Genomic DNA, 25,838 nt, shown 5'->3' on the forward strand with positions numbered 1-25,838 from the left:
GCGGCGCCGAAGGCGACTGCCGTACCGGACGGACCCGGCGGGCACGTCATCCCTGGGATGTACGCGGGGGATGTACGACGGCTCGGCGGTGAGAGGGATGTGGCGGGCGCCGGGCGCTTGCCAGACTGGACCCATGGACGGGGCGGGAACACGACGGTGGCGGCAGCGTGCCGCGGTGCTGCTGCGGCCGGGCCCGGCGCCCCGGCCGTCCCGCTGGATGTGGACGGCCGACACGGTGCTCGCCCTGGTGCTGGCCGTGTGCACGGCCGCCGGCGTCCGCGACCAGGACAAGCAGGACGTCGTGGCGCCGTTCGTCATCCCGGAACCGCCGGTCGGCCCGCCCCCGCCGCCGCCGGAGGGGCTGGCGCCCGGCGCCGGGATCCTCGTGCTGGCCGCGCTGACAGCGGCTCCGCTGATCGCACGGCGCCGCTATCCGCTCGCCGCGTTCTGGGCGGTGCTCGTGCTGAGCCTGCTGTTCCACGAGCGCGCCGGGATGCACGACCCGACGGTGTACACGTTCCTGACCTGTGTGGTCGCCGCGTACAGCGCCGCCGTGCACAGTCCGCACCGGCTGCCCACGCTGTCCGCCCTGGTCTTCGGCGGGCTGCTGCTGGCCGTGCTCCACGAGGAGTACCTGCCGTCCTTCACCCCCGGATTCGTGCCGTTCCTGGTGCTGCTGGGGGTGGGGCTCGCGGCGAACGCGATCCACACCTGGCAGCAGCGCGTCCATGACCTCCAGGACCAGCAGCAGTCCGCGACCCGGCTCGCGGTCGAGCTCGAACGGGCGCGGATCGCCCGGGAGTTGCACGACATCGTCACCCACAATGTGAGCGTGATGGTGATTCAGGCGGGCGCGGCCCGCAAGGTGATGGACGCCGCGCCCGACCGGGCCTGCGAGGCGCTGCTGGCCGTGGAGGCGGGCGGGCGTACGGCCATGGCCGAACTCCGCCATGTCATGGGCCTGTTGACCATGGACGGGGAGGCCGGCCCGGACCCCGAGCTGGATCCGGACCTGGCCCCCCAGCCGGGGCTCGGCCGGCTCGCCGCGCTCACCGACCGGGTCCGCGCGACCGGCGTCCCCGTCGAGCTGACCGTCACCGGCACCCCGGCGCCCCTCGCCCCGGGCGCCGACCTGGCCGCGTACCGGGTGGTGCAGGAAGCCCTCACCAATGTCGTCCGGCACGCGGGCGGCGCACGGGTCCGCGTCGAGGTCGAGCACGCCGGGGACGTGGTGCGCGTCGAGGTGACCGACACCGGCGGCACGGCGTCGGCCCCGGCCGGACCGGGCGGCGGCCGGGGGCTGACGGGCCTGCGGGAGCGGCTCGCGGTGTACGGCGGCACGCTGGAGACGGGCACCCGGCCGACCGGCGGGTTCCGGGTGCGCGCGGTGATTCCGGCGGAGGCGTCATGACCGGCCCCGCCGCCCCCCGCGTCGTGATCGCCGACGACCAGGCCCTGGTCCGTACCGGGTTCGGGATGATCCTCACCGCCGACGGCATCGACGTCGTCGCGGAGGCGGCCGACGGTGAGCAGGCGGTGGAGGCGGTCCGGCGCACCCGGCCCGACCTGGTGCTGATGGACGTACGGATGCCGGGCGTGGACGGCCTTGAGGCCACCCGGCGCATCCTCTCCGGTGACGTCGTCCCCGATCCGCCCCCGCGCGTGCTGATCCTGACCACCTACGACCTGGACCGCTACGTCTACGCGGCCCTCACCGCCGGCGCCAGCGGCTTCCTGCTCAAGGACGTCACGCCCGAGCACCTGGTCGCCGCCGTCCGCCTGGCCCGCTCCGGCGACGCGCTGCTCGCCCCGGCCATCACCCGGCGGCTGGTCGAGCGGTTCGTCTCCCAGGACACCCGCACCGCCGCCCTGCACCGCGACCTGTCCGTGCTCACCCCGCGGGAGGCGGAGGTCCTCCAGGCCGTCGGCACGGGCCTGAGCAACGCCGAACTCGCCGAGCGGTTCACCCTGAGCGAGGCCACCGTGAAGACCCATGTGGCCCGGATCCTGTCCAAGCTCCGGCTCCGCGACCGCGCCCAGGCCGTGGTCGTGGCGTACGAGACGGGTCTGATCACCCCGGGGGCGGGCGACCGCTGAGCGCCGGAAGTCTGTCCGAAAGAGGTCTTGTTGCCCTACTCTCGACGCACGACCTCGGGGGAGGGGTTATTCGTGGAGATCGCACCCGAACTGTTGATGGCGCTGGCGGCGGGCACCGCAGGGGCGGCGGGGCAGCAGATCTGGGAGTCGCTCAAGGGGCTGCTCAGACGGCGTCCGCAGGGTGCGGCGCCCAGTGGTGAGGCGGAGCTGGAGGCGCTCGGCCGGAGCGCGGACGACGCCGACCGGGCCCGGGAACTGGCCAACGTACTCGCGCTGCGCGCCGTGCAGGATCCCGCGTTCGCCCAGGCGCTGGAGAGCTGGCGGCAGAAGGCCGAGGCGTGGGACGCCGCCCGCCCGACGGGCTCCGGGGGCGTCCACAACGAGATCAGCGGGGGCGACTTCAAAGGACCGGTCATCCAGGCGAGGGACATCAACGGTCCCCTGAACTTCGGCCGTTAGGACCCGGGCGGCGGCGATGCCGGAGCAGCGCGACGACGGCTTCGGAACGAAGCACGAGATCTCCGGGAGCGGCACCTACCAAGGGCCGGTCATCCAGGCACGGGACATCACCGGTCCCGTCCACTTCGACAGTCCCCGGCCCGAGGAGCGGCCCGCCGGTACCCGGTCCGCGCCGCAGCGCACCGCCGGGACCATCGTGCTGCTGGGCGTGCTCATCTTCGTCATCACCTCGCTGCGGGCGGGCGAGGAGATGCTGTCCCCGGGCGCCCGGCGCGTCCTCGCCCTGGCGGGCGCGGCCCTGGTGGTGACCGGCTCGCTGTGGTGGGCGACCGTCCTGGTGGGCCTGCCGGCCTGGTTACGGGAGCGGCGCGCCCCGCGCCGGAGACTGACGCCCGCGCAACTCGACGCGACAGCCGCCTCGTTGGCTTCGGTGCTCGCGGAGGAGTACGCCCGCGACGAGAAGCAGCTCCATGTGAACGACCCGGCGCCCATCCCGGTCCGGTGGTCCGCGGCGGGCGCGCAGCTCAGCGACCACCAGGCCAACATCCGGCGCAGCCCGATCGGGGCCGCGGACCCGGCGGCCGACTCGAGTGACCAACCGCTCGATCTGGAGGGTGACTTCGACGAGATCGGCCCCTTCTTCGGCCGGGTCCCCAGCCAGCGCCTGGTGGTCCTCGGTGCCCCCGGCGCGGGCAAGTCGGCGCTGGTGCTGCGGCTGGCCCGGCGCCTGCTGGACGCCCGCACCTCCGGCGCCCCGGTGCCGGTGCTGCTGCCCATCGCCTCCTGGAACCCCACGGAGGAGGATCCCTGGCACTGGGCGGCCCGCCGGCTGGCCGCCCTGCACCCCGCGGTCCTGCGCACCGCCCAGCTCGCCCACGACCTGATCACCACCGGCCGCATCCTGCCGATCCTGGACGGCTTCGACGAACTCCCCGAGGTGTCCCGCCCCAAGGCCCTCGTCCGGCTGAGGGGCAGCCTGAACGACCCCGCGCGACTGGTCCTCACCTGCCGGATCGAGGAGTACGAGGCGGCCGTGGAGGACGCCGACACGGTGCTGCCCGCCGCCGCGGTCGTCCAGCTCCAGCCCCTGTCCGTGGCCGACCTGGAGCGCTACCTCCCGCGCACCGCCCGCCCCACCGCACAGGCGCCGACCGCCACCAAGTGGACACCGGTGCTGACCAGGCTGGCCGACGCCGAGGACCGGACCCCAGAGGTCGAGACCCTGCGCTCGGTCCTGAGCACCCCGCTCATGGTCAGCCTCGCCCGCATCGTCTACACCGGCACCCGCGCCGACCCGACCGAGCTGATCGAGGACCGGCGGTTCCGCGAACAGACCAACCTCGAACGGCACTTGTACGACGCCTTCCTCTCCGCCGCCTACGAGCACACCGGCCGGGCCGGGTGGACCGGCGAGCAGGCCCGCGGCTGGGCCGGGTATCTCGCCGCCCATCTGCGCCGCACCGGGGAACAGGACATCGCGTGGTGGCGGCTCGGCGAGGTGGTGCCGCGGTCGGTGCGCTGGCTGGGCACGGGCCTGTCCATGGTGGTCGCCGCCCTCGCCGTCGGCGTGACGGACTACGACCACCCGTGGTGGCACGAGTGGTTCCCGGTGCCGCCGTGGGCCGCCGTACTGCTCCTGGGCGGGCTGACGGCGGTGCTGGACTGGGCGTTCGACGCGCCCGTGGACGCGCCGCAGCGCCTGAACTGGCCCGGCCTCGCGGAGCTGCGGGGCCTGCGCGCGGAGGCCCGCACGCTGCTCTTCGCCGTGCTGCTCGTGACCATGGGGATCGGTGTCCTGGTGCCGCTGGACCTGCGGGACTGGGCGCTCAGCTCGGCGATCTTCGGCGGCATCGTGCTGACGCTGATCGTCGCCACCCGGCTGATCGACCTGCTGAACCGGCTCGCCGACCCGGCCGACGCCCCCGAGCCCGCGGAGCTGCTGCGCGCCGACCGCCGTACCCAGCTCCTGCTCGGTGTCTTCGCGCCGTTCCGGCTGCCTCCGCGCCGCATCCTCACCGAGGGCCTGCTGATCCTGGTCTCCATCATGCTGGTGGTCTGGCTGCGCGTATCCGACCGCGACGCGGTGAGCGGGGCCGACTGGGCGCTCACGCTGGGCCTGTTGCTGCTGGCCTGGATGGTGTGCCGCTGGTCGGTGTCCGCGTCGGGCCGGCTCTCGGTCGCCCGGCTCTATCTGTCCTGCACCGGTGCCCTGCCCTGGCGGGTGATGGCCTTCCTGCGCGACGCGCACCGCAGGGGAGTGCTGCGGCAGTCCGGGGGCCTGTACCGCTTCCGCCACATCGAGCTGCGCAACCGGCTCGCCGAGGCGGCGGGGGTCACCGAGGACGGCACCAGCAGCCCCGACCGGGCTCGCCGGGAGGCCGTACGGCCGTCGCTGAGCGACCTGATGAACCCCGGGCCGTCGGTGATCGGCATCGCCTTCGGGCTCTCGGCGGCGGTGATCGTCCCCGATTTCGAGTTCCCCTACAAGGATCTCCCCGAGCCCTGCGCGCTGGTCAGCTCGGCCCATGTCAGGGAACTGTTCGTCGACCGCGTCATGGAGAGCGAACCCGAGGACGGCAGATGCGGCTTCGACGAGCGCTCGCCGTTCCGGCCGGACCGTCGGCTCACGATCACCTCGGGTCTGTACCGGTCCTTCTGGAGTGAGGGCAGTGGCGCCGACTGGGCGCGGGTGCTGATGGACGACAGCGCGATGGACGGGGAGAAGCCGCTGGCCGGGCTCGGCGACGAGGCCACCGTGCTGGTCGACAACTCCGGCCCGCACAAGGAGCCGAGGGCCAGGATCAATGTGCGCGCCGGGAACGTGGCCGTGTGGATCGAGTACAGCGAGGAGTACGCCGGGCCCGAGCGGGTCTCCGAGGTGGCCGTCGTCATCGCCCGGGAGGCCCTGCGCCGGGCCGGGGTCCCCGCCGAGGTGACCGGGACCGACCGCCGCGCCCTGGCCGACGTACCGCCCGCGAAGCTGCCCGCCCGGCAGCGCACCGCCGCCTACCGGTGGGTGCCGGACCGGTCGCTGGTCGGCCCGGTCTGGAAGGGGGAGGAGTACTCGGAGATCCAGGTCCTCAAACGGCTGGAGGTGCCGGTCCGGGTGCCCGTCGACTTCACGTGCAGCGAGTCGAAGAAGCCGCTGGCCGAGGGTGACTGGACCGCGCGATGCAGCAACAAGGTCGACGATCCTCCGCTGCTGGACATGGCGGACCTGCCGTGCGCCGCGACCGGCTGCTCCGCGGCAGTGACCGACTCCTTCCGGCAGCGGTGGGCCGGCCCCGGGGTTGACCGGTGGAAGCGGACGGGGTCGGGGGACGGACGCTATCTGGAGCGCCGCACGGACAAGGGGGAGTACGAACTGATCCTCTTCCTGCCCGACCGGCGCGGCGACCGCGAGCACCAGCTGTGGTTCCGCGCCCTGGTCGAGAAGGACGACACCGAGCTCGCCCAGAAGATGGTCAACGCGGCGTATTCGCAGGTGACAGGCTGGTAGCTGATGTATCCCTGCTCTGCGAAGGGTGATGAATCGGGCATATCCTGAACAGGGAGGAGGTGGGGAGCAGGGCGGGGAGAAGGTGAAGGTGAGTGCGATGCGCATGATGCTGAAAGCGACGCTGGACACCGAGAAGGGGAACGAGGCGATCCGCAGCGGCCGGATGCCCGAGATCCTCAAGGATGCACTGGAGAGGCTCAGGCCGGAGGCCGCGTACTTCGGGCCCGAGGACGGATGCCGTACCTGCTGGCTGATCCTCGACCTCCAGGACAGCTCCCAACTACCGCCGACGGCCGAGCCGTTCTTCACCGAGCTGAACGCGAAGATCGTGTTCACTCCCATTATGAACGCCGACGACCTCCAGAAGGGGCTCTCCCAGCTGAGCGGAAGCTGACGCCCGACTCCGTCCAACTCCGGCCCACCCGGCCCGCTTTGCCCTACTCTCTACGCACGGTACGTAGGGGGACGGGCGGCTGGCGATGCCGGGGGAGCACGACGAAGACTTCCGGACGGACAACAGGATGTCCGGGAGCGGCACCTACAACGGCCCGGTGGTGCAGGCCGGTCGGGTCGCGCTGCACTTCGACAGCCCGCGTCCGGAGGAGCGCCCGGCCGGGGCCCGGTCGGCGCGGCGGCTCAGGGCCCTGGTGCTCTCGGCGGCCGGTGCGCTGGTGTGGGCCGCGACGGCCTTCTACGCCGACTCCGGCTCGCTGTCCCCGGACGCCTGGCGGATCGCGGCGCTGAGCGGTCCGGCGCTGCTGGTCGTGGGCGCTGTGTGGTGGGCGGCGGAGTGGATGCGGGAGCGGCGGGCCCAGGGCGCGCCCTCGGAACAACTCGACCGGATCGCCGACGACTTGGCGACGGCCCTGACCGACGAGTACCTGCGGGACGAGCGCCAGCAGCACATCCACGACCCGGCGCCGATCCCGGTGCGCTGGTCGGCGGCGAGCCCGCTGCTCAGCGACCACGAGGCCAACATCCGCCGCGAGCCGATCACTTCGGCCGGGTCGGCCCCGCTGGACCTCACCGGCGACTTCGACGCGATCGGCCCCTTCTACGAGTCCGTCCCCAGCGGCCGCCTGGTGGTGCTGGGTGCCCCCGGCGCGGGCAAGTCGGCCCTGGTCCTGCGGCTGGCGAGGGTGCGCCTGAAGGACCGCGCCCCGGGCGCCCCCGTTCCCGTCCTGCTCCCCATCGCCTCCTGGAACCCGACGGAGGAGGACCTCTGGATCTGGGCGGCCCGCCGCCTCTCCGCGCAGCACCCCGGGTGTCTGCGCACGCCCCAGCTCGCTCATGACCTCATCACCACGGGCCGCGTCCTGCCGATCCTGGACGGTCTGGACGAACTCCCCGAAGCCACCCGCCCCAAGGCCCTCTCCCGCCTGCGCCGCAGCCTCAACGAGCCCGCGCGCCTGGTGCTGACCTGCCGGTTCGAGGAGTACGAGGGGGCGGTCGCCGAGGCCCAGACGGTGCTCCCCGCGGCGGCGGTGGTGCGGCTGGACCCGCTGGCGGTGGCGGACCTGGACGCGTACCTCCCGAGAACGGCCCTGCGCACCGACCCGTCGGAGACGGCGGCCACGAAATGGACCCCGGTCCTCAAGCGCCTCGCCGACCCCACCGACCGGGCCCCGGAGGTCCTGACCCTCCGCACGGTCCTCAGCACCCCCCTCATGGTGAGCCTCGCCCGCTTCGGCTACAGCGAGACCCGCGCGGACCCCGGCGAACTCCTCTCCAACCCCGACTTCCGCGAACGCATGGTCATGGAACGCCACTTGTTCGACGCGTTCCTCTCCGCCGCGTACGAGGACAGCGGGGAGCGGGCCAGGAAGTGGGTCGGCTATCTGGCGGCCCATCTGCGCCGCCGGGGCGAGCAGGACATCGCGTGGTGGCGCCTGGGCGAGGTCGTCCCGTGGTCGGTGCGCTGGCTGGGCACGGGGCTGTCGGTCGGGGTCGCCGCCGTGGCTGTGGGGTTGACGAGTTACGACCATCCCCCATGGCGCGACTACATTCCTGTGCCCCCATGGGCGGCCGTCCTGTTGCTGGGGTCAACAGCGGCGCTGTTCGACTGGGCGGTGGCGTCGCCCGGGTATCCGCCGCAGCGGCTGTACCGGCCGGCTCGGGAAGAACTGCGCGAAATGCAACGATGGCTGTGGCCGATCGCGGTCGGCGTCTTGTTCGCTTTGGCCATCACGGTCGCGCTCGATGCCGTGTGGGACGACTTCCCGCTGGGCGACTTGGAGACCTGGGCGCCGACCCTGCTGTTGTTGGCGATCTCGGTGCTCACCTGTCTGCTGGGTCTGACGAGCCACCCGGCAGACCCGGCCGACGCGCCGGAACCCGCCGCGCTGCTCCGGTCGGACCTGCTCGCCCAGTTGGTGCTCTGTCTGGCCGCGCCTCTCCGTCCGACTCACCGCCGCTGCATGACCGAGGTGGTGCTGATGAGTGGCTTCACTCTGGTGTTCCTGTGGCAGATGTCGGTCGACCACCACCTGATGAACGGCCTGGCCTGGTCCCGTACGGTCGGCCTCGCGATCCTGGCGTGGATCCTGTGCCGGTGGTCGGTGTCGGCCGCCGGCCGGCTGACTGTGGCCCGGCTCTACTTCTTCGCCACCGGTGCCCTGCCGTGGCCGGTGATGACTTTCCTCAGCGATGCGCACCGACGGGGTGTGCTGCGCCAGTCCGGGGGCCTGTACCGGTTCCGCCACATCGAGCTGCGCAACCGCCTCGCCGAGGCGGCGGGGGTCACCGAGGACGGTGACAGCGGACCCGACCCGGCCAAGCGGGAGACCTCCATCGAGAGCATCGGTGGCCAGGCGCTCGGCAACCTGTTCCTGCTCCTGGTGTCGGCAGGCTTGACGGTGTACTTCCTCGCCCCCCAGCTGACGTATCCCTACCGGGCGGCGAAGTCGCCCTGCGCGCTGCTCTCCGTCACGCACGTGCGGGCGGTCATCGTCGAGCCGGTCAAGGTCACCGAGTCCGAGTTCTCCTGTGAGTACTCCGAGAGATCGCCGTTCCGGCCCGCGCGCACGCTGGAGGTCCGCGTGAACGCGCTGCGCGCTTTCTGGGGGTCCAGCGGGATCGAGGACGCGCGGAGCTCCCTCCGCTCCGACTTCGACCTCGGAGGGCGGTCCCCGACCCCGGGTCTCGGCGACGAGTGGATGGGGAGCGTGATGCCGTTGGGGCCGCACAGCGCACCGGAAGCGACGGTCGCGGTACGGGCGGCGAACCTGATCGTCACCGTGGCGTACGCGGAGGAGTACGCCACCGCGCGCCGGGTGACCGAGGTGGCCCGGATCCTGGCCGAGGAAGTCCTGCGTGGGGCCGGCGTACCGCCGGACAGGATCCACGTCGGGGACCGCGAACTGGCCGACGTCCCTGAGGCCGAGGTTCCGGAGAAGACGCGGGTGAGTGGCTACCGGCGCCCGGAGCGAGCCGCGTACGGCGCAGTCTGGCGTGATGACGATCCGTCCGACATCCAGACCATCGACGGCATCAGTGTTTCTGTGCGGACACCGCCGGAGATCTCCTGCGACAACGCGGCGAAGGGGGGTAAAGGGACGCACTACGCTTCATGCTGGGGCGCCGAGGAGGCCACTGGGCGCCTGAATCTGCACATGACCGAGCGTCTGTGCCCCGAAGGTGGCTGTACGCCGGCGCAGACCCGTGATTTTCAGCGGGCGGCGAACTCCTGGCGGGACGCCCCCACACAAGGCGTGCGGTACGCCGTGGACCGTGGACAGGGCGGCTGGTACCAGATGTCCCTCCTCGCTCAGCACATCCCCGAAGGGGGAAGCCCCCGACTCGTGTTGGTCCGCGCAAGCGTGTGGGAAGGGGACGGAATGCCCCCCGACATGGCCCAGAAGATCGTCAACAGCGTCTACACGCAGATCTCCCCTCCCCTCAGCTGAAGATGATCATCGACCCCTGCGCCAGACTCCGCGTAGCCGCCGCATGCAGCCCCAGCCACACATGCCGTTCGCGGGCGAAGGGGCTCGGGTCGTACGGTGCGGGGATGGCCGGTTCTTCCAACTCGGTCGGGGCGAGCGGCGGTTGGGGTGCCGCGGGCGGGTTCGCCGGGTCGATGCCGATCGAGGGGGCCACGAACTCCAGTTCCTTGAGCAGGGTCTGGGAGGAACCCAAGGGGCCGCCCCCGGCGAGGAGTTCATCGCTGGAGAGCGGGTGCGGGAAGTCCACCGGGACGTACGCCCCCGCGTGGTCGTAGTGCCAGACCAGGTGCGACTGCTGCGCCGTACCCTCGAACATCTCCAGGAGCTGCTCGTAGTCCCCGCCGAGTTCGTCCACCGGCGTCACCGGCAGCCCGCACACCTGGAGCAGATAGGCCCGGCGCAGGAAGTGCAGCGCGTCGTAGTCGAACCCGGCCACCGGGGCGACCTCGCCGGACAGACCCGGCATGTACTGGTACACCGGCACCGGCGGGAGCCCGGCCTCGGCGAGCACCGTGTTGTATTGCGCGAGTTCGTCGGCGAACGGGTTGTCGGGGGTGTGGCACAACACGTCCACGAGCGGTACCAGCCACAGGTCACAGGCCAAAAGGGGCTCCTCGCGTAGCGGGGCGTAGTGCCATGGTCAGGGAAGAGTAATCGGTACGGCCCGGGGTGAAACCCCCCAGTACCGGTCGCGGGCCGGAATCGTGCCGTAGTTGCCGGATGGTGCCTGTCCCCTACCCCGGCCCTCAGGACGCGAGTCGCCCGATCAGGGTGAGGGAGTGGGTGTTGTACGCGCTGACGATGGACCGCGCGGCCCGGGTGTCACGGCGGGACAGGGCGTCGACCAGCTCGGTGTGGCCGGACCACAGCTCCCCGCGCAGATCGGTCAGCAGACGCAGGTGCTGGACCGCGCACACCCAGGACTGCACGCGCAGCCGGTGCAGGAAGTCGGTGAGGTAGGGGTTGCCGAACAGCGCCCCGAGTTCGCGCCAGAAGCGCAGGTCATAGCCTATGAGGACGGTCAGGTCCCCGGCGGTGGCGGCGCGCTGGGCCTCCTCGCCACGGCGCCGGACACCGGCGAGTGCGGCGGCGGTACGGGGATCGCCGGGCTCGGAGTAGCCCTTGAGGCCATCGTCGAGGGCCTTGAACATGCCGTCGGTCACCAGGCTGCGGGCCTCGATGATGCCCCGGTAGTCGTCGTACGAGTACTCGTGCACCCGGAAGCCCCGGTGCTGGTCCGCCTCCAGCAGCCCCTGCGCGGCCAGGTCGACCAGGGCCTCGCGCACGGGGGTGGCGGAGACGCCGTACTGCTCGGCTATCTCCTTGACGGTGAACTCCTGCCCCGGCTGGAGCCGCCCGGCCAGCACCTCGTCCCGCAGCGCGTCCGCGATCTGCTGACGCAGGGTGCTGCGGGTCACGGCACCGTTGCCGGTGGGGCCGGGCATGGTCGGAGGGTCTCCTCGTCGGGGGGTGACGCGGGATGGCGTACACGTACTTCTACGAGCACGCCACCTTACGCGTTCGCCCTACGGGGAGGCTCGGGGGTGACCCAGGCCACAGCAGCGGCCACAGCAACGGCTCTTGACGGCTACTCCGTGTACTCGTCCGCCACGGACAGGGCCGCGTCCAGTGCCGCCAGGCCCTCCTTCAGCTCCGCCTCGGAGACGTTGCACGGGGGCACGACATGCGTGCGGTTCATGTTCACGAACGGCCAGATCCCGTGCTTCTTCGCCGCGGCACCGAAGGCGGCCATCGGCGCGTTCGCCTCGCCGGCCGCGTTGTACGGCACCAGCGGCTCCCGGGTCTCCCGGTTCTTCACCAGGTCCAGGGCCCAGAACATGCCGACGCCGCGCACCTCGCCGACGCTCGGGTGCCGTTCGGCCAGCTCGCGCAGCGCGGGTTCCACCACGGAGGCGCCGAGCCGCGCCGCGTTCTCGACGACCCCCTCCTCCGCCATCACGTTGATCGTCGCGACGGCGGCGGCACAGGCCAGCGGATGCCCGGAGTACGTCAGACCGCCCGGGTAGGGCCGCTTCCCGAAGGTCTCCGCGATCGCCCCGGAGATCGCCACCCCGCCGAGTGGCACATACCCGGAGTTCACGCCCTTGGCGAAGGTCATCAGGTCCGGTACGACGCCGAACAGGTCCGCCGCGAACCACTCACCGGTCCGCCCGAACCCGGCCATGACCTCGTCCAGGACGAAGACGATCCCGTACTTGTCGCATATCTCACGCACCCCGGCCAGATAGCCCGGCGGCGGCACCATGATCCCCGCCGTGCCCGGGATCGTCTCCAGGATGATCGCGGCGATCGTCGACGGCCCCTCGAAGGCGATCGTCGTCTCCAGGTGCTCCAGCGCCCGGGCGCACTCCTGCTCCTCGGTCTCGGCGTAGAAGCGGGAGCGGTAGAGGTAGGGCGCCCAGAAGTGCACGACCCCGGCGGTGGCGCTGTCGGAGGCCCAGCGGCGCGGGTCGCCGGTGAGGTTCACGGCCTGCTGGGTGCCGCCGTGGTACGAGCGGTACGCCGAGAGCACCTTCGGGCGGCCCGTGTGCAGCCGGGCCATGCGCACCGCATGCTCGACGGCGTCGGCGCCGCCGTTGGTGAAGAAGATCTTGTCGAGGTCCCCCGGCGTCCGCTCGGCGATGAGCCGCGCCGCCTCCGAGCGCGCCTCGACGGCGAAGGCGGGCGCGAACGTCGTCATCCGCCCGGCCTGCTCCTGGATCGCGGCGACGACCTTGGGGTGCTGGTAGCCGATGTTGGTGTAGACGAGCCCGCTGGTGAAGTCGAGGTAGCGGTTGCCGTCGTAGTCCCAGAAGTACGACCCCTCCGCGCCGGCGACGGCGAGCGGGTCGATGAGCTCCTGCGCGGACCAGGAGTGGAAGACATGCGCACGGTCCGCGGCCTTCACGGCGGCGCCGGCCTCGGGGTTTGGCTGAGGGGTCATGCGGCCGAGGGTAAATGTCCGCGATGCGGAAGCGATATCGGCGTCCTGTCTGCGGGACGCCGCACCGATGCGACAGGTTGTCGACACTCATCCTATTGACAGCATGCTGCGTTAATGACAGGATACTGTCATAAGCAGCGAAGCCGAGGAGGCAGACATGAGCCGCAAGCCCGTACACCTCGCCGTCTACGACACCTTCGCCGACTGGGAGACCGGATACGCCACCGCGTTCCTCGCCCGGGCCGGGTACGAGGTCCGCACCGCGGGTCCCGCGACCGCGCCCGTCCGCAGCATCGGCGGCCTCTCCGTCACGCCCGACCTGGCACTGGACGGCCTGCGGCCCGAGGACAGCGCGCTGCTGATCCTGCCGGGCGCCGATCTGTGGGACACCTCCGAGGACCTCGCGCCCTTCGCCCGCAAGGCGCGCGAGTTCCTGGCCGCCGGGGTGCCGGTCGCCGCGATCTGCGGGGCCACCGCCGGGCTCGCCCGGGAAGGGCTGCTCGACGACCGGGACCACACGAGCGCGGTCTCCTTCTACCTCGCGGCCACCGGGTACGGCGGCGGTGAACGCTACGTCGACAGCGACGCCGTCACCGACCGCGGACTGATCACCGCGGGCCCCACCGACCCGGTCGCCTTCGCCCGCGAGATCTTCGGGCTGCTCGGGGTCTACCAGGGCGAGGTCCTGGACGCCTGGTACCGGCTGTTCCACGACTCGGACGCCGAGGCCTACGCCGTACTGGAGGCCGCCGGATGAGCCGTGACCGGCAGGATCTGCTGAGCCGGGGAGCGCTCGGGGTCTTCCGGCTGAACGGCCAGTTCCTGGCGGTGGCCGAGGAGTTGGCGAAGCCCGCCGGGCTCACGGCGGCCTGGTGGCAGGTGCTGGGCGCGGTGCTGCGCGAGCCGCTGCCGGTCGCCGGGATCGCCCGCGCGATGGGCATCACCCGGCAGAGCGTGCAGCGCATCGCGGATCTGCTGGTGGACCGGGGCCTCGCGGAGTACCGCCCCAATCCGGCCCACCGCCGCGCCAAGCTGCTCGCGCCGACCGCCGAGGGCCTCGCCGCGATCCGTCGCGTCGACCCCGGCCACGCGGCCTTCGCCGACCGGCTCGCGGAAGCCTTCGGCGAGGCCGAACTCGCGGACGCCGTACGGATGCTGGAACGCCTCTCGAAGGTCCTGGAGGAGACCGCTCCGGCTGTTACGGAACCGTAGACAGGGGCCCGCTCACCTCCCGGTATGCCCGCACTATCGTGGGCCTGTCGTACGGGGCGTTTCGGGGGAGGGGCCTGGATGGACCAGCTGGGGCCGGGGGATCCACAGCGCATCGGTGCGTACCGGCTGCTGGCGCGGCTCGGGGCCGGCGGGATGGGGCAGGTGTATCTCGCCCGCTCGGAGCGGGGGCGCACGGTCGCGGTGAAGCTGGTGCGGGCGGAACTCGCCGCGCAGGAGGAGTTCCGGGCGCGGTTCCGGCAGGAGGTGCAGGCCGCGCGGCGGGTCGGCGGGCACTGGACGGCGCCCGTGCTCGACGCCGACACCGAGGCCGCGGTGCCGTGGGTGGCCACCGGCTATGTCGCCGGGCCCAGCCTCGAACGGGTCGTCGGGCACGACCACGGGGCACTGCCCGAGCGTTCGGTACGGATCCTCGCCGCCGGGCTCGCCCACGCGCTCACCGACATCCACGCCGCAGGGATCGTCCACCGGGACCTGAAGCCCTCCAACGTCCTCGTCACCATCGACGGGCCCCGCGTCATCGACTTCGGCATCGCGCGGGCCCTGGAGACGGTCGCCGAATCCGGCCTCACCCGCACCGGCGCGCTCGTCGGCTCACCGGGGTTCATGGCGCCCGAGCAGGTGCGCGGCGACCGCATCACCCCCGCGTGCGACGTCTTCTGCCTCGGCTCCGTCCTCGCCTACGCCGCCACCGGCCGCCTTCCGTTCGGCGCCGGGGGCAGCGGAGTGCACGCGCTGATGTTCCGTATCGCCCAGGAGGAACCGGACCTGGAGGGGGTGCCGGAGGGCATCGCCGACCTGGTCCGCGACTGCCTGCGCAAGGACCCGGCGGCCCGCCCCTCCCTCGCCCGCATCCTGGAGCACACCGGCGCGGAGGACACCGTCTCCGACGGCCGCTCCCGCGACCCCTGGCTCCCGAGCGCCCTGGTGGCCCAACTCGGCCGCCATGCCGTGGGGTTGCTGGACGCGGAGGATCCGGTGGGGGACGAGGAGAGCGAGGGCGGCGGCAGCGGCGCGGGAACAGTGGGGGGCGGCGCGCCCGGTGCGGGGTCGCCGGAGCACGCGGCCGCCGCCGACGATGCCGGGACCGTGCGGCTCGGGGGCGTGCCGACGGGGCCGCCCGCTCCGGGTGAGCCTGGGGTGGGCGGGCCCATGGGGCACCTTCCCACGGTGACCGCGGGGCCGGGGGAGACCCCGCCACCGATGCCCGCGGCGCCGCCGGGTGGTCCTCCCGCCGGGGCCTTGGCCTTCGGGGCGCCCGCGCCTCCGGGCCCCGCGCATCCGTCGTACGGCCATCCCCATCCCGTCTACCAGCCCCTGCCCCCCTCCTACTCCACCCCGCCCTATGGCTCCACCCCGCCCTACGGTCCGGCCGTGCCGCCGCCGGAGACCGCGCGGCGCAGCGGTCGTTCCACCGCGCTGCTGCTCGCCGTCGCGCTCGTCGTGGCGGTGGCCGCCGGAGGGTCGGTGTACGCCCTGATGAACGGCTCCGACGACGACGGCACCGAGGGCACGCCCACCGTGCCGCCGCGGTCGAGCGCACCCGTGAGCCCCGGGCCGACGACCGGCGGACCGAGCCCCGACGTCTCGTCCTCCGCGCCCGCGGACGGCGCGATCCCCACCGGCTACCTCGGCACCTGGTCCACCACCCTCGACAACGACGCGGGCCACCACACCCGTCAACTGACCATCCGGCAGGGCGAGGTGGGCGACACCGTGCTCTCGCTGGTCGCGGACGGCGCGGACTACCACTGCGTCTTCCAGGCGTCGCTGACCCAAGCACCCGCCGGGGACGGCGCGTTGGCGATCGGCCCGTCCACCGTCACCGTCGGCGAGCCGGCCGCCTCCTGCACCCCGGGCGCCGCGACCGAGCTCACGCTGCTCGGGGACGGCAGCCTGGAGCGGGTGAACACCGACACGGGCGAGAAGCTGACGTACACCAAGGAGTGACCAACTCGCCCCAGTGCGCGACAGGTTGAATGCTCGGCGAACATCTGCGGACGGAACCGGAATCCCCCACCCCCCGAACATAAGGTGTCCGCACAATTGTCCGGCTCCAGGGAGCGGCGGGGGCACCCGGTGGAGTTGCTGAGCGCAGAGAACGTCGTGGCCGTGGCGACGGCGGTGGCCGGCATCGTGGCCTCGGCCGTGATGGTCTGGTACGAACGCCGGGTGCCGCGGCGCAAGCGGATCGGATACCGCGTCCAGATGGACAACCCCATCGGCGACGACGTGACATCCGGCCGCGCCAACGTCCGGCTCGGCCTCTTCGACGAGGCACCCGGTATGCACCAGGCGACGCTGGTGCTGCTGCGCGTCGAGAACGACGGTTCGCAGGGCATCGGCCACGACGACTACACCAGCCGTGAACTGCACGGTCTGACCGCGGTGTTCACGGACCGCAGCATCCGCGGTGTCTCGGTCACCCAGCCGCCCGGCACCGACCACCTGATGAGCCACTTCACCCCGCACGCGGGCTTCGGCTACGACGCCGGCGGCAACACCCTGCGCATCCCGCGCGTCCCGCTCAACCGGGGCGAGCACTTCAAGCTGCTGGTGCTGCTGTCGGGCGGTGACGTCGGCCGGGACATCCGGCTGATCGGCGGTATCCGCGACGGCGAGGTGCACCCCAACCGCAGTGCGACACCGGACGACAAGCCGCCGCTGTTCAGCCGTGCGGCCCGGCTGATCACCATCATGCTCACGGTCTCGGTGCTCACCCTCGCCACGATCGTCGTCGTCCGCGACGACACACCGCCGCCGCTCGGCTGCGAGAAGGGCACGCTGACGATCACCGGCTCCACCGCGTTCGCCCCGGTGGTACGGGACCTGGCGAAGGAGTACGCCAAGGACTGCGAGGGCGCGGAGATCACGGTGGAGGCGCGAGGCAGCTCCGCGGGAGTCGGTGAACTGGCCGCCCTGGAAGGCGAATCGCGCAGCCGTCAGTCCTCGATGATCGCGTTCCACGACGGGGCGAGCAAACGGGCGGGCGAGCACCTGACCCGCCTGCCCATCGCCCTGTCCGTCTTCACGCTGGTGGTGAACGACAGCCTGAAACTCCCGGCGGACGGCCTCACGCTCACCGACGTCGGACGTATCTACGCGGGCGGGATCACGTACTGGGACGAGCTGGACCCCGCGCTGCCGCACTGGCGGGTGGTCCTGGTGAGCCGCGACGCGGACTCCGGTACCCGTCAGGTCTTCCAGGACCAGGTGCTGGAGGGCACCTGGGAAGGCGTGCCGAGCACCTCGCTGGACTGCGACATCCGGACGGACCGCTCGGCGCCAGTGCGCTGCGAACTGGACTCGACGGAGGAGGTGCTGGAGAAGGTGGCGGAGATCAAGGGGGCGATCGGCTACAGCGAACTGAACATCGCGACGGGCCGGCCCCACATCAGCCGGGTCCGTCTGGAGGGCGGGACCGCGTCGGTGGAAGCGATAGAACGCCCGCGCGATCCCTACCCGTACTACGGAGTGGAGTACGCCTACACCTACGGCGACCCCCCGGGCGGCTCCCTCGCCGGCAGCTTCCTCAACTACATAAGAACCAGCGGCGAGACCCAGATCCGCACTCACGACCACGTCCCCTGCGCGACCCCTGAGGGCGAGCGCCTGTGCGGGGACGCGAGCTGAGCGTCACCGCGGCTCCGGGGGGCGTTGGCGGGGCATGTTCGGGCGGGTCGTGCCGCCGGGGGGCATCGGGAAGCGGCCGTGGACGACCGTTCCGTCCTGGCGGCCGCCTCCCGTGACCGCTCCCTGGATGCCCATGGGCGCCGAGCCCGTGCGGAACTCCACCATCCAGTCCGCCGTCTCGGTGCGCACCAGCTCCGTCACGTCCTCCGAGAACCGCCGCAGCACCCCGAGACACCGCTCGGTCGCCTCGCTCGCCGTCCCCTCCGCGGGCCCCAGCACCTCCCGCACACTCTCCGACGCCCAGTCGAACTGGAGAATCTGCAGCCGCCGCTGCACCGCCTGCGCCGTGGCCACATCCCTTATCCACCCGGACGTGACCCCGAAGAACCGGTCCACCCCCACACACGCCACCGCCAGCATCAGTGCCAGATACCCCCAGGGCGCCACCCCGCCCATCACCCCGGTCAGATCCAGCAACGGCAGCGCGGCCCCCGACACCGCCCCCACCGCCGCACCCCCGCGCAGCACCCGGGCCCCCCGCCGCTTCCACACCCGGTCCGCGAGATACCAGGCCGCCGTGTCGAGCGCCCCGCGCTCCACCCACTGGTACAGCTCGTCCAGCCGCACCGCGGGCTCACCCCAGTCACCGAGCGGAAACGCCCGCCCCGTCAGATCGCCCGCCCGCGGCCCGGCGGCGCCCTCGCCCCGCCCGTCGTACGGCGGACCCTCGGGCTGCATCTCCGGCTGACCCACCCGGCACTCCCTACCTGATCCGACCGATCCGACCGATCACGTTCCGTGACATCTGATGCGCATGCGCCGGACCCTTCCTACCGCCCAATGGGTGGCGAAGGGATGCCTTTCACCGCTTTTCCGCTCGGAAGTGGCCCTTGATCAGGTATACGCCTCCCATTCCCTTCACTCGAAAGAGTGCCGGGGCGATGCCTGCGCGGACCACGTAGGCTCGTGCCGAACGGGAAAATCAGTAGGGAATACGGGAAGAGGAGCTGATCGTGATCCCCGGTGGTGGCCAGCCCAATATGCAGCAGCTGCTCCAGCAGGCCCAGAAGATGCAGCAGGACCTGGCGAACGCCCAGGAGGAACTGGCGCGGACCGAGGTCGACGGTCAGGCGGGCGGCGGCCTGGTCAGGGCGACCGTCACCGGCTCCGGCGAACTCCGCGCCCTCAAGATCGACCCGAAGGCGGTGGACCCGGACGACACCGACACCCTCGCCGACCTGATCGTCGCCGCCGTCCAGGCCGCCAACGAGAACGCCCAGACCCTCCAGCAGCAGAAGCTCGGCCCGCTCGCCCAGGGCCTCGGCGGCGGCATTCCCGGCCTGCCTTTCTAAGACAGCGGTGGGCCCTCTACCGTACGTAGTGAAGGAACCCCAGGAAGGACGGCAGTCCGTTGTACGAAGGCGTGGTTCAGGACCTGATCGACGAGCTGGGCCGGCTGCCCGGCGTCGGTCCCAAGAGCGCGCAGCGGATCGCCTTCCACATCCTCCAGGCGGAACCGACGGACGTACGGCGGCTCGCGCAGGCCCTCATGGAGGTCAAGGCGAAGGTCCGCTTCTGCGCGACCTGCGGCAATGTCGCCCAGGAAGAGCTCTGCAACATCTGCCGGGACGCCCGCCGCGACGCCTCCGTCATCTGTGTGGTGGAGGAGCCGAAGGACGTGGTCGCGATCGAGCGGACCCGTGAGTTCCGCGGCCGCTACCACGTCCTGGGCGGCGCGATCAGCCCCATCGAGGGCGTGGGCCCCGACGATCTCCGTATACGAGAACTTCTCGCGCGGTTGGCCGACGGGACGGTCACGGAGCTGATCCTGGCCACGGACCCGAATCTGGAAGGCGAGGCCACGGCCACGTACCTCGCCCGCATGATCAAGCCCATGGGCCTCAAGGTCACCCGCCTGGCCAGCGGCCTCCCGGTGGGTGGGGACCTGGAATACGCGGACGAGGTCACACTCGGCCGCGCCTTCGAGGGGAGACGACTCCTAGATGTCTGACGCCACGCTGCACGCGACTTCGCAGGACCCGGACGACTTCGTGGTCCAGATCGCGGACCAGGTAGAGAGCTTCCTCGTAGCGGTCACCGAGGTGGCGAAGGGCGACGAGCCGGAATCGGCGATCCCCTTCCTGCTGCTGGAGGTCTCCCAGCTGCTGCTCGCCGGCGGTCGCCTGGGCGCGCACGAGGACATCGTCCCGGAGGAGCGCTACGAGCCCGACCTGGGCCCGGAGCCGGACGTCGACGAACTCCGCGAGCGCCTCGCCCGCCTGCTCGACCCGGTGGACGTCTACTCGGAGGTCTTCGACCCCTACGAGCCCCGCAAGGCGCCCGTCCCGGCCCGGATCTCCGACGACCTGGCGGACGTCATCACCGACCTGCGCCACGGCATGGCCCACTACCGATCGGGCCGCACCACGGAGGCCCTGTGGTGGTGGCAGTTCTCCTACTTCTCCAACTGGGGCTCCACCGCGTCGGCGACGCTGCGGGCGCTGCAGTCCGTCCTCGCCCACGTCCGCCTGAACCAGCCGCTCGAAGAGCTCGACGGCCTGGACACCGACCAGTCCATGGGCGACGACACCCTCGAGTTCGAGGCGGGCAAGGTCATGGCCGAGGAGATCGCCGGGCCGCTGGGCATCCGGGAACTGAAGTAGTTCCGGGGTCCGTTCAAAGACCCCACAGGCCCTTCGTCACGGCCGTGACCCCGCCCGTCAGGGCAAGCGACAGCACGAGCGGACGGGCCGTCATGGCTCGGCATCCTCCCCGGAACCCCCACCACCCGGCCAACGACGGCGCGATGATGGCCGTATGGCAGTTGGGGCGAAGGCGCTGATGTGGACGGGGATCGGGCTCTGTGTCGCGGGCGCGGCGGGGCTTGTCGTGGGCGGCGTGCTCGATGTCGACGCGGCGGACCCCTGGGCGAGCGTGGCCGGGGGAGCGGCGGGGCTGATCGGGCTGGCGCTCGCCGTGTACGCGTCCTTCCGGGGCTCTTCGGAGTCGGGTGGGGGGACGTCGGTGACGGCGAGCGGGGCGCGGTCGATCGCGGCGGGTGGGAACATCGGCAGCGCGTCGACGGGAGACGGGGTCTCGGGTGGCTCGGGGGCGGCGCCCGCACCGCCTTCCTCCGGTTCTCCGCAGGCCGCCCGGAACGTCACGGCCTCCGGCGATCGGTCCATCGCCGCCGGGGGTGACATCGGCTCGGCATCGACGGGTGACTCCTGATGGGCGCGTCGGCGGAGGCGTCGGGGGACCGGTCGATCGCCGCGGGGCAGTCGATCAATCAGGCGGTCAGCGGGGACGCCTCGGTCGCGATGTACACCGAGAAGTCACTGGCGTTGCCGGCCGAAGCCTTCGCGATGCCCGACCGCGCGCCCGAGGGTCTGGTCAACCTGCCTGACAGAGCGGCACTGTTCGTCGGGCGTGACCGTGAACTGGAGCTGCTGGACGAGGCGTTCCGGGCCGTCGGCGGAGTCGTCGTGCAGGCGGTGCACGGCCTCGGTGGCATCGGCAAGTCCACGCTGGCGGCGCGATGGGCGGCGGGTCGGACGGAGTCGTACAACCCGGTCTGGTGGATCACTGCCGAGACCCCGGCCGACCTCGACGCGGGCCTCGCCGATCTGGCGGTGGCCCTCCAGCCCGCGCTGCGGGACGTGCTGTCCCGGGAGGCGTTGCGGGAGCGGGCCGTTCAGTGGCTGTCCGCGCGGGACGGATGGCTGCTCGTCCTGGACAACGTGTCCGACCCGGTCGATGTGAAGCCACTGCTGGCGCGGGCGTCGGGCGGACGGGTGCTGATCACGTCGCGGCGGGCCACGGGGTGGCAGGGGGTGGCCGAGCCGGTGCCACTCGACGTGCTCGAACTACCGGAAGCGGTCGAGCTGTTCGGCCGTATCCGCCGCGAGCAGGGTGAGGACGCCGAGGACGTCGCCGAGCTCTGCCGGGAGCTGGGGTGTCTGCCGCTGGCCGTGGAACAGGCGGCTGCCTACTGCGCGGAGGCCCGGATCTCGGCGGGGCGGTACCGGGAGTTGCTGGACGCGTATCCGGCGGAGGTGTTCGCGCAGGCGGCGGAGGGGACCGACGCGGGGCGTACGGTCGCCCGGGTGTGGCGCGTGACGCTGGACCGGCTGGTGGACACGCCGCTCGCGGTGGAGATCCTGAGGTTGATCGGGTGGTGGGCGCCGGACGGGATTCCGCGCGGGTATCTGCAGGGGATGGGCAGCCCGGTCGAGGTGACCGACGCGGTTCGGCGGCTTGCGGCGTACAGCATGATCACTCTGCACGAGGACGGGACGATCTCGGTGCATCGGCTGGTGCAGGCGGTGGCTCGGGCGGAGGGGATGGAGTCCGCCCACAGGTCCACCAGTCTGCTGAACGACGCAGGAGACGAACTGCGGGATGCGGCGGCAGAGTTGGGATGGCTGACGCACCTCGAATCCCTGGCTTCGCACGTCGCCCCGGAGACCGACGGCGAAGAAGAGATCTGGTTGTTCAACCTGGGCGGGCTCAGATACGTCCATCTCGACATCACCCGCGCACTCCATCTGCACGAGAGGTGCCTGGCGTCGGCCGAACGGGCCTGCGGACCTCGTCACAAGCTCACCCTCATGGCCCGGGACAGCCTGGCTCAGTCCTACGGGTACGCCGGTCGGCACGAGAGCGCGATCAGGCTGCTCGAACGGAACCTCGCGTATCACGTGCGTACGTTCGGACGCCGGCACCCGGAGACCATCGACGCGAGAACGGAGCTCGCCGACGCGATCCGGCGGGCGGGACGTTTGGCGGATGCCCTGAGGCTGGCAAGGAAGAACGCGAGGAAGGCGGAACGGGTGCTCGGGGCCGATGCCGCCGCATCGCTGAAAGCCTGGTCGCTGTGGGCCGAGGTGCTGGGCGACCTGGCCCGGCAGGATCCCGGCCGCTATGCCGTGCAGGCCTGTGACTCCATCAAGGAACTGCTGGCCAGGGCGACGGAGGCCACGGGCACGGAAAGCAACGTCAGCCAGAGCCTGCGACAGACGCTGGCATTGACCATGAGAAGGGCGGGCGACCATGCGGGAGCCACGGCCATGTACGAGGACTACATCGCGGGCATGGTACGAGACCGCGGAGCGACGGAAAGGTTCACCCTGCACTCCCGCGAGTTCTTCGCCCACTTCCTATGGAAGGCCCTGAACAACCCGACCCGCGCCCACGAAGTACTCATCCCCCTCCTCGCCGACTGGGAGAGCCTGGTCGGTCCGGACGCACCCCAAGTCCACAAACTCCGCCAGGACTTCGCCGAACTGCTGGACCAACCCCCCGATACCGAAGCGTGACCACCCCTTGCATCCCCCCTGCACACCCCCTGTACCCGCCCTAACCCGCTCCCCGCGAGTGTGGAGTCACCCCAGTACCCCACACCCGCAAGGGAGTTGCGATGACCCGTCGTTCCATATCCAAGCGCGCAGCCGTCGTCACCGTCGCCGTGCTCGTCACCGCCGGTACGGTCACGGCCGGGGTCGGCACGGCGGGAGGCGAGGGCAGGCCGGGCAAGAGGGAGATCGCCCGGCTGTTCGACGGATGGAACGCCGCCCTGCGCACCGGGGACGCGGAGACGGTCGCCGACCGGTACGCCAAGGACGCGGTGCTGCTGCCGACGCTCTCCAACCAGGTCCGTACCGACCGCGCCGGGATCGTCGACTACATGGAGCACTTCCTCCAGAACAAGCCCGTCGGCAAGAAGGTCGAGACGCACATCAACGTCCTCGACGCCGACTCCGCCCTCGACGCCGGGGTGTACCAGTTCACCCTCACCGATCACGACACCGGCGAGACGAGGGTCGTCAAGGCCCGCTACACCTACGAGTACGAGAAGCGCGGCGGTGAGTGGCTCATCGTCAACCACCACTCCTCTGCGATGCCCGAAGGCTGATCAGCACCTTCAGACCGCCGCCCGGCGCGTCCGCCAGGGTCACCGTCCCGCCGTCGTCGGACACCAGCTGCTTGACGACGGCGAGGCCGAGTCCCGAGCCGGAGCGGCCGGTCAGGCCCTGGCCGCGCCAGAAACGGTCGAAGGCACGGGACTTCTCCAGGTCGGACATGCCCGGACCCTCGTCCAGGACGGCAAGGGTCACCGCGTCGCCGCGGGACTCGATCCGCACGGTGATCGTGCCGCCGTCGGGGGAGACCTCCAGTGCGTTGGAGAGCACGTTGTCCAGGACCTGGTCGAGGTGGCCTGGGCTGGCCGACACCACCGGACGTTCGTCCGCGTCCAGGCGCAGGGCGATCCGCACCCCGCGTTCCTCCGCCGCGGGCCGCCAGACGGCGAGGCGCTCCGCCACCACCTCGGGCAGCGGTGTCGGCTCCGCCGCCGTCACTTTCGCCTCGGCCCGTGCCAGCACGAGCAGGTCGTTGACCAGGCGGCTCATCCGGACCACCTCCGCCGTCGCCTGCTCGACGTCCTCCCGGACGAACTCGTCGTCGACCCCGTCCGCGATGTTGTCCAGGGACAGCCGCAGTGCCGTCAGCGGCGTCCTCAGCTGGTGCGAGGCGTCCGCCACGAAGATGCGCTGCGAGGCGACCAGGGTGTCCAGGCGTTCCGCGCCCTGGTTGAGGGTGCGGGCGAGGGTCTGGGTCTCGGGCGGGCCGGTCACCGGCGAGCGGGCGGTCAGGTCGCCGTCGCTGAACTTGCTGGCCATGGAGTTCAGTTCGCGCAGCGGCCGGGTGATCCGCCGGGCCGCCACCGCGCCGATCGCCGCCGCCGCTGCCAGGACCAGTACGGCGAGCCCGGCCCGGAAGCCCCAGATCTGCCACAGGCGGTCGGTCATCCCGGAGGTCGAGTACACGATCCGGACCGCTCCCCGCCCCTGCGCGGGGACCGTGACCTCCAGCCGCTCGCCCCAGATGAAGTCCGAGCCCCAGTCGGTCGTCGAGTCGTCGCGCCCCACCGCCCGGGTCAGCGCCGCGTCCGGGGCGGGCTCCGGCAGATCCGGGGCGCAGGTGCCGGTCGGGGTCACCTGGACATCGCCGGGCGTCTCGTCGCCGTACGCCTTCGCCACGCGCTCCAGCGCGTCGCAGGAGATGGTGTCGCCGTTGCCGAGCAGCAGCGCCATCGTCCGGGCCTCGCGCCGGACGGACAGTTCGGTGTCGTCGCGCAGTTGCTTGGTGAGGGTGAAGGCGACCGGCACGGTGAACAGCAGGATGGCGACCGCGACGAGCAGGATGTAGCTCCGGATGAGCTGACGGTTCATGAAGTACCGTCGCCGGCGCCCACGATCTCAAGCCGGAAGCCGACCCCGCGCACCGCCTCGATGGCGATCGCCCCGGCGAGCTTGCGGCGCAGCGCCGCCACATGGACGTCCAGGGTCTTCGTCGGCCCGAACCAGTTCGCGTCCCACACCGCTTCCATGATCTGCTCGCGGGTCATCAGCGCGCCCGGCTCCTCGGTGAGGAAGGCGAGCAGGTCGTACTCCTTGGGCGCCAGGGCCACCTCCGCGCCGTCCAGCCGGACCCGGGCCGCCTTGCGGTCGACGGTGAGGCGGGAGCCGTAGCGGTCCGGGCCGTTGTCCGCGGCGGCGGTACGGGGCTGGACGCGCCGCATGACCGCCCGTATTCGCGCGATGACCTCGCGGACCCCGAAGGGCTTGGAGACGTAGTCGTCGGCGCCCAGCTCCAGGCCGACCACCCGGTCCGTCTCGTCGCTGCGCGCGCTGATCACGATGATCGGCACCGCGCCGCGCTCGCGCAGCGCCCTGCAGACGTCGAGACCGTCGGTGTCGGGCAGACCGAGATCGAGGAGTACGACGTCGTAGGGCCCTTCGTGGCGCAGTGCCGCGCCGCCCGTGGAGACCCACTCGACGGTGAAGCCGTAGCGGATCAGACCGCGTCTGAGGGACTGGGCGACCGGCTCATCGTCTTCCACCAGGAGTACGCGCACAGCCCGCACTTTAGTGCTTGAAACTTAATTCACAGCGGCCCCTTGTGATGCTTGGCACTTTTCCCGGAGTGGTTCTCTGGGCATGCGCTGACCTGGGCGCCGGAATCTCACCAT

Annotated in this window: 22 protein-coding genes; 16 read left to right on the forward strand and 6 right to left on the reverse strand. The window is 71.7% G+C overall.

The window, feature by feature from the left end:
* The first annotated feature begins 133 nt into the window (after window positions 1-133).
* The 6 genes from STRCI_RS22000 (at window position 134) to STRCI_RS22025 (ending at window position 9,960) form a co-directional block, all read left to right on the forward strand.
* Window positions 134-1,411, forward strand: coding sequence for a sensor histidine kinase (locus STRCI_RS22000; protein ID WP_269660670.1), 1,278 nt, complete (start codon window positions 134-136; stop codon window positions 1,409-1,411).
* Window positions 1,408-2,097, forward strand: coding sequence for a response regulator (locus tag STRCI_RS22005; RefSeq protein ID WP_269660671.1), 690 nt, complete (start codon window positions 1,408-1,410; stop codon window positions 2,095-2,097). Before STRCI_RS22000 ends, STRCI_RS22005 begins: the two co-directional genes overlap by 4 nt.
* A 72-nt stretch (window positions 2,098-2,169) precedes the next feature.
* Entirely contained in the window at window positions 2,170-2,556 is a 387-nt protein-coding gene (locus STRCI_RS22010) for a hypothetical protein (RefSeq protein WP_269660672.1), read from the forward strand.
* Window positions 2,557-2,572: 16 nt separating this feature from the next.
* Entirely contained in the window at window positions 2,573-6,055 is a 3,483-nt protein-coding gene (locus tag STRCI_RS22015) for an NACHT domain-containing protein (protein WP_269660673.1), read from the forward strand.
* 97 nt (window positions 6,056-6,152) lie between these two features.
* Window positions 6,153-6,449, forward strand: a complete 297-nt coding sequence (locus tag STRCI_RS22020; protein WP_269660674.1) for a hypothetical protein — start codon at window positions 6,153-6,155, stop codon at window positions 6,447-6,449.
* Between the two features lie 127 nt (window positions 6,450-6,576).
* On the forward strand, window positions 6,577-9,960 hold the full coding sequence (locus tag STRCI_RS22025) for an NACHT domain-containing protein (protein ID WP_269660675.1): 3,384 nt from the start codon (window positions 6,577-6,579) through the stop codon (window positions 9,958-9,960).
* Here STRCI_RS22025 and STRCI_RS22030 read toward each other — a convergent pair.
* From STRCI_RS22030 to STRCI_RS22040, 3 genes are all read right to left on the reverse strand, one after another.
* Window positions 9,953-10,603: a hypothetical protein gene (locus STRCI_RS22030; protein ID WP_269660676.1), complete on the reverse strand. Its 651-nt coding sequence runs from the start codon at window positions 10,601-10,603 to the stop codon at window positions 9,953-9,955. The two genes, STRCI_RS22025 and STRCI_RS22030, sit on opposite strands and share 8 nt — an antisense overlap.
* Before the next feature lie 142 nt (window positions 10,604-10,745).
* Window positions 10,746-11,444 (reverse strand): GntR family transcriptional regulator, encoded by a 699-nt coding sequence (locus tag STRCI_RS22035; RefSeq protein WP_269660677.1) that lies wholly within the window; start codon window positions 11,442-11,444, stop codon window positions 10,746-10,748.
* A gap of 143 nt (window positions 11,445-11,587) precedes the next feature.
* The gene (locus tag STRCI_RS22040) at window positions 11,588-12,943 is read right to left on the reverse strand and encodes an aspartate aminotransferase family protein (protein WP_269660678.1); all 1,356 of its coding nucleotides are present in this window, start codon (window positions 12,941-12,943) and stop codon (window positions 11,588-11,590) included.
* 157 nt (window positions 12,944-13,100) lie between these two features.
* Here STRCI_RS22040 and STRCI_RS22045 point away from each other — a divergent pair, with 157 nt between their 5' ends.
* The 4 genes from STRCI_RS22045 (at window position 13,101) to STRCI_RS22060 (ending at window position 17,806) form a co-directional block, all read left to right on the forward strand.
* A complete protein-coding gene (locus tag STRCI_RS22045; RefSeq protein ID WP_269660679.1) occupies window positions 13,101-13,700 on the forward strand; it encodes a type 1 glutamine amidotransferase family protein in 600 nt (199 codons plus the stop codon).
* Window positions 13,697-14,155 (forward strand): MarR family winged helix-turn-helix transcriptional regulator, encoded by a 459-nt coding sequence (locus tag STRCI_RS22050; RefSeq protein WP_269660680.1) that lies wholly within the window; start codon window positions 13,697-13,699, stop codon window positions 14,153-14,155. Before STRCI_RS22045 ends, STRCI_RS22050 begins: the two co-directional genes overlap by 4 nt.
* A gap of 78 nt (window positions 14,156-14,233) precedes the next feature.
* Entirely contained in the window at window positions 14,234-16,123 is a 1,890-nt protein-coding gene (locus tag STRCI_RS22055; RefSeq protein ID WP_269660681.1) for a serine/threonine-protein kinase, read from the forward strand.
* Between the two features lie 129 nt (window positions 16,124-16,252).
* Complete coding sequence (locus STRCI_RS22060; RefSeq protein WP_269664612.1) at window positions 16,253-17,806, forward strand: PstS family phosphate ABC transporter substrate-binding protein; 1,554 nt, start codon at window positions 16,253-16,255, stop codon at window positions 17,804-17,806.
* A 3-nt stretch (window positions 17,807-17,809) separates the two neighbouring features.
* Here STRCI_RS22060 and STRCI_RS22065 read toward each other — a convergent pair whose 3' ends face one another.
* A complete protein-coding gene (locus STRCI_RS22065) occupies window positions 17,810-18,559 on the reverse strand; it encodes an SLATT domain-containing protein (protein WP_269660682.1) in 750 nt (249 codons plus the stop codon).
* A 260-nt stretch (window positions 18,560-18,819) separates the two neighbouring features.
* Here STRCI_RS22065 and STRCI_RS22070 point away from each other — a divergent pair, with 260 nt between their 5' ends.
* From STRCI_RS22070 to STRCI_RS22095, 6 genes are all read left to right on the forward strand, one after another.
* Window positions 18,820-19,158: a YbaB/EbfC family nucleoid-associated protein gene (locus STRCI_RS22070; RefSeq protein WP_269660683.1), complete on the forward strand. Its 339-nt coding sequence runs from the start codon at window positions 18,820-18,822 to the stop codon at window positions 19,156-19,158.
* A 59-nt stretch (window positions 19,159-19,217) separates the two neighbouring features.
* Complete coding sequence (recR, locus tag STRCI_RS22075; RefSeq protein WP_269660684.1) at window positions 19,218-19,817, forward strand: recombination mediator RecR; 600 nt, start codon at window positions 19,218-19,220, stop codon at window positions 19,815-19,817.
* Window positions 19,810-20,469: a DUF5063 domain-containing protein gene (locus STRCI_RS22080; protein WP_269660685.1), complete on the forward strand. Its 660-nt coding sequence runs from the start codon at window positions 19,810-19,812 to the stop codon at window positions 20,467-20,469. The genes recR and STRCI_RS22080 overlap by 8 nt, the downstream gene beginning before the upstream one ends.
* Before the next feature lie 154 nt (window positions 20,470-20,623).
* Complete coding sequence (locus tag STRCI_RS22085) at window positions 20,624-21,037, forward strand: hypothetical protein (protein ID WP_269660686.1); 414 nt, start codon at window positions 20,624-20,626, stop codon at window positions 21,035-21,037.
* Window positions 21,037-23,124 carry a tetratricopeptide repeat protein gene (locus STRCI_RS22090; protein WP_269660687.1) on the forward strand — a complete coding sequence of 696 codons (2,088 nt, stop codon included), beginning with the start codon at window positions 21,037-21,039 and terminating at the stop codon, window positions 23,122-23,124. The genes STRCI_RS22085 and STRCI_RS22090 overlap by 1 nt, the downstream gene beginning before the upstream one ends.
* Before the next feature lie 101 nt (window positions 23,125-23,225).
* Window positions 23,226-23,720 carry an SgcJ/EcaC family oxidoreductase gene (locus STRCI_RS22095; RefSeq protein WP_269660688.1) on the forward strand — a complete coding sequence of 165 codons (495 nt, stop codon included), beginning with the start codon at window positions 23,226-23,228 and terminating at the stop codon, window positions 23,718-23,720.
* On the opposite strand, the gene STRCI_RS22100 is transcribed toward STRCI_RS22095, so the two are convergent.
* Both STRCI_RS22100 and STRCI_RS22105 read right to left on the reverse strand, forming a co-directional pair.
* Window positions 23,686-25,038 carry a sensor histidine kinase gene (locus tag STRCI_RS22100; RefSeq protein WP_269660689.1) on the reverse strand — a complete coding sequence of 451 codons (1,353 nt, stop codon included), beginning with the start codon at window positions 25,036-25,038 and terminating at the stop codon, window positions 23,686-23,688. The two genes, STRCI_RS22095 and STRCI_RS22100, sit on opposite strands and share 35 nt — an antisense overlap.
* A complete protein-coding gene (locus tag STRCI_RS22105; RefSeq protein WP_269660690.1) occupies window positions 25,035-25,724 on the reverse strand; it encodes a response regulator transcription factor in 690 nt (229 codons plus the stop codon). The genes STRCI_RS22100 and STRCI_RS22105 overlap by 4 nt, the downstream gene beginning before the upstream one ends.
* Window positions 25,725-25,838 lie beyond the last annotated feature (114 nt).

Origin of the sequence: Streptomyces cinnabarinus (assembly GCF_027270315.1) — a bacterium.
Taxonomy (GTDB): domain Bacteria; phylum Actinomycetota; class Actinomycetes; order Streptomycetales; family Streptomycetaceae; genus Streptomyces; species Streptomyces cinnabarinus.

Excerpts from the sequence above, each read along its gene's own strand:
- STRCI_RS22055 (WP_269660681.1), top strand. The coding sequence starts at position 14,234 with ATGGACCAGCTGGGGCCGGGGGATCCACAGCGCATCGGTGCGTACCGG.
- STRCI_RS22080 (WP_269660685.1), top strand. The coding sequence starts at position 19,810 with ATGTCTGACGCCACGCTGCACGCGACTTCGCAGGACCCGGACGACTTC.
- STRCI_RS22015 (WP_269660673.1), top strand. The coding sequence starts at position 2,573 with ATGCCGGAGCAGCGCGACGACGGCTTCGGAACGAAGCACGAGATCTCC.
- STRCI_RS22040 (WP_269660678.1), bottom strand. The coding sequence starts at position 12,943 with ATGACCCCTCAGCCAAACCCCGAGGCCGGCGCCGCCGTGAAGGCCGCG.
- STRCI_RS22035 (WP_269660677.1), bottom strand. The coding sequence starts at position 11,444 with ATGCCCGGCCCCACCGGCAACGGTGCCGTGACCCGCAGCACCCTGCGT.
- STRCI_RS22090 (WP_269660687.1), top strand. The coding sequence starts at position 21,037 with ATGGGCGCGTCGGCGGAGGCGTCGGGGGACCGGTCGATCGCCGCGGGG.
- STRCI_RS22050 (WP_269660680.1), top strand. The coding sequence starts at position 13,697 with ATGAGCCGTGACCGGCAGGATCTGCTGAGCCGGGGAGCGCTCGGGGTC.
- STRCI_RS22045 (WP_269660679.1), top strand. The coding sequence starts at position 13,101 with ATGAGCCGCAAGCCCGTACACCTCGCCGTCTACGACACCTTCGCCGAC.
- STRCI_RS22000 (WP_269660670.1), top strand. The coding sequence starts at position 134 with ATGGACGGGGCGGGAACACGACGGTGGCGGCAGCGTGCCGCGGTGCTG.
- STRCI_RS22100 (WP_269660689.1), bottom strand. The coding sequence starts at position 25,038 with ATGAACCGTCAGCTCATCCGGAGCTACATCCTGCTCGTCGCGGTCGCC.
- STRCI_RS22020 (WP_269660674.1), top strand. The coding sequence starts at position 6,153 with ATGCGCATGATGCTGAAAGCGACGCTGGACACCGAGAAGGGGAACGAG.
- STRCI_RS22095 (WP_269660688.1), top strand. The coding sequence starts at position 23,226 with ATGACCCGTCGTTCCATATCCAAGCGCGCAGCCGTCGTCACCGTCGCC.
- STRCI_RS22085 (WP_269660686.1), top strand. The coding sequence starts at position 20,624 with ATGGCAGTTGGGGCGAAGGCGCTGATGTGGACGGGGATCGGGCTCTGT.
- STRCI_RS22005 (WP_269660671.1), top strand. The coding sequence starts at position 1,408 with ATGACCGGCCCCGCCGCCCCCCGCGTCGTGATCGCCGACGACCAGGCC.
- STRCI_RS22025 (WP_269660675.1), top strand. The coding sequence starts at position 6,577 with ATGTCCGGGAGCGGCACCTACAACGGCCCGGTGGTGCAGGCCGGTCGG.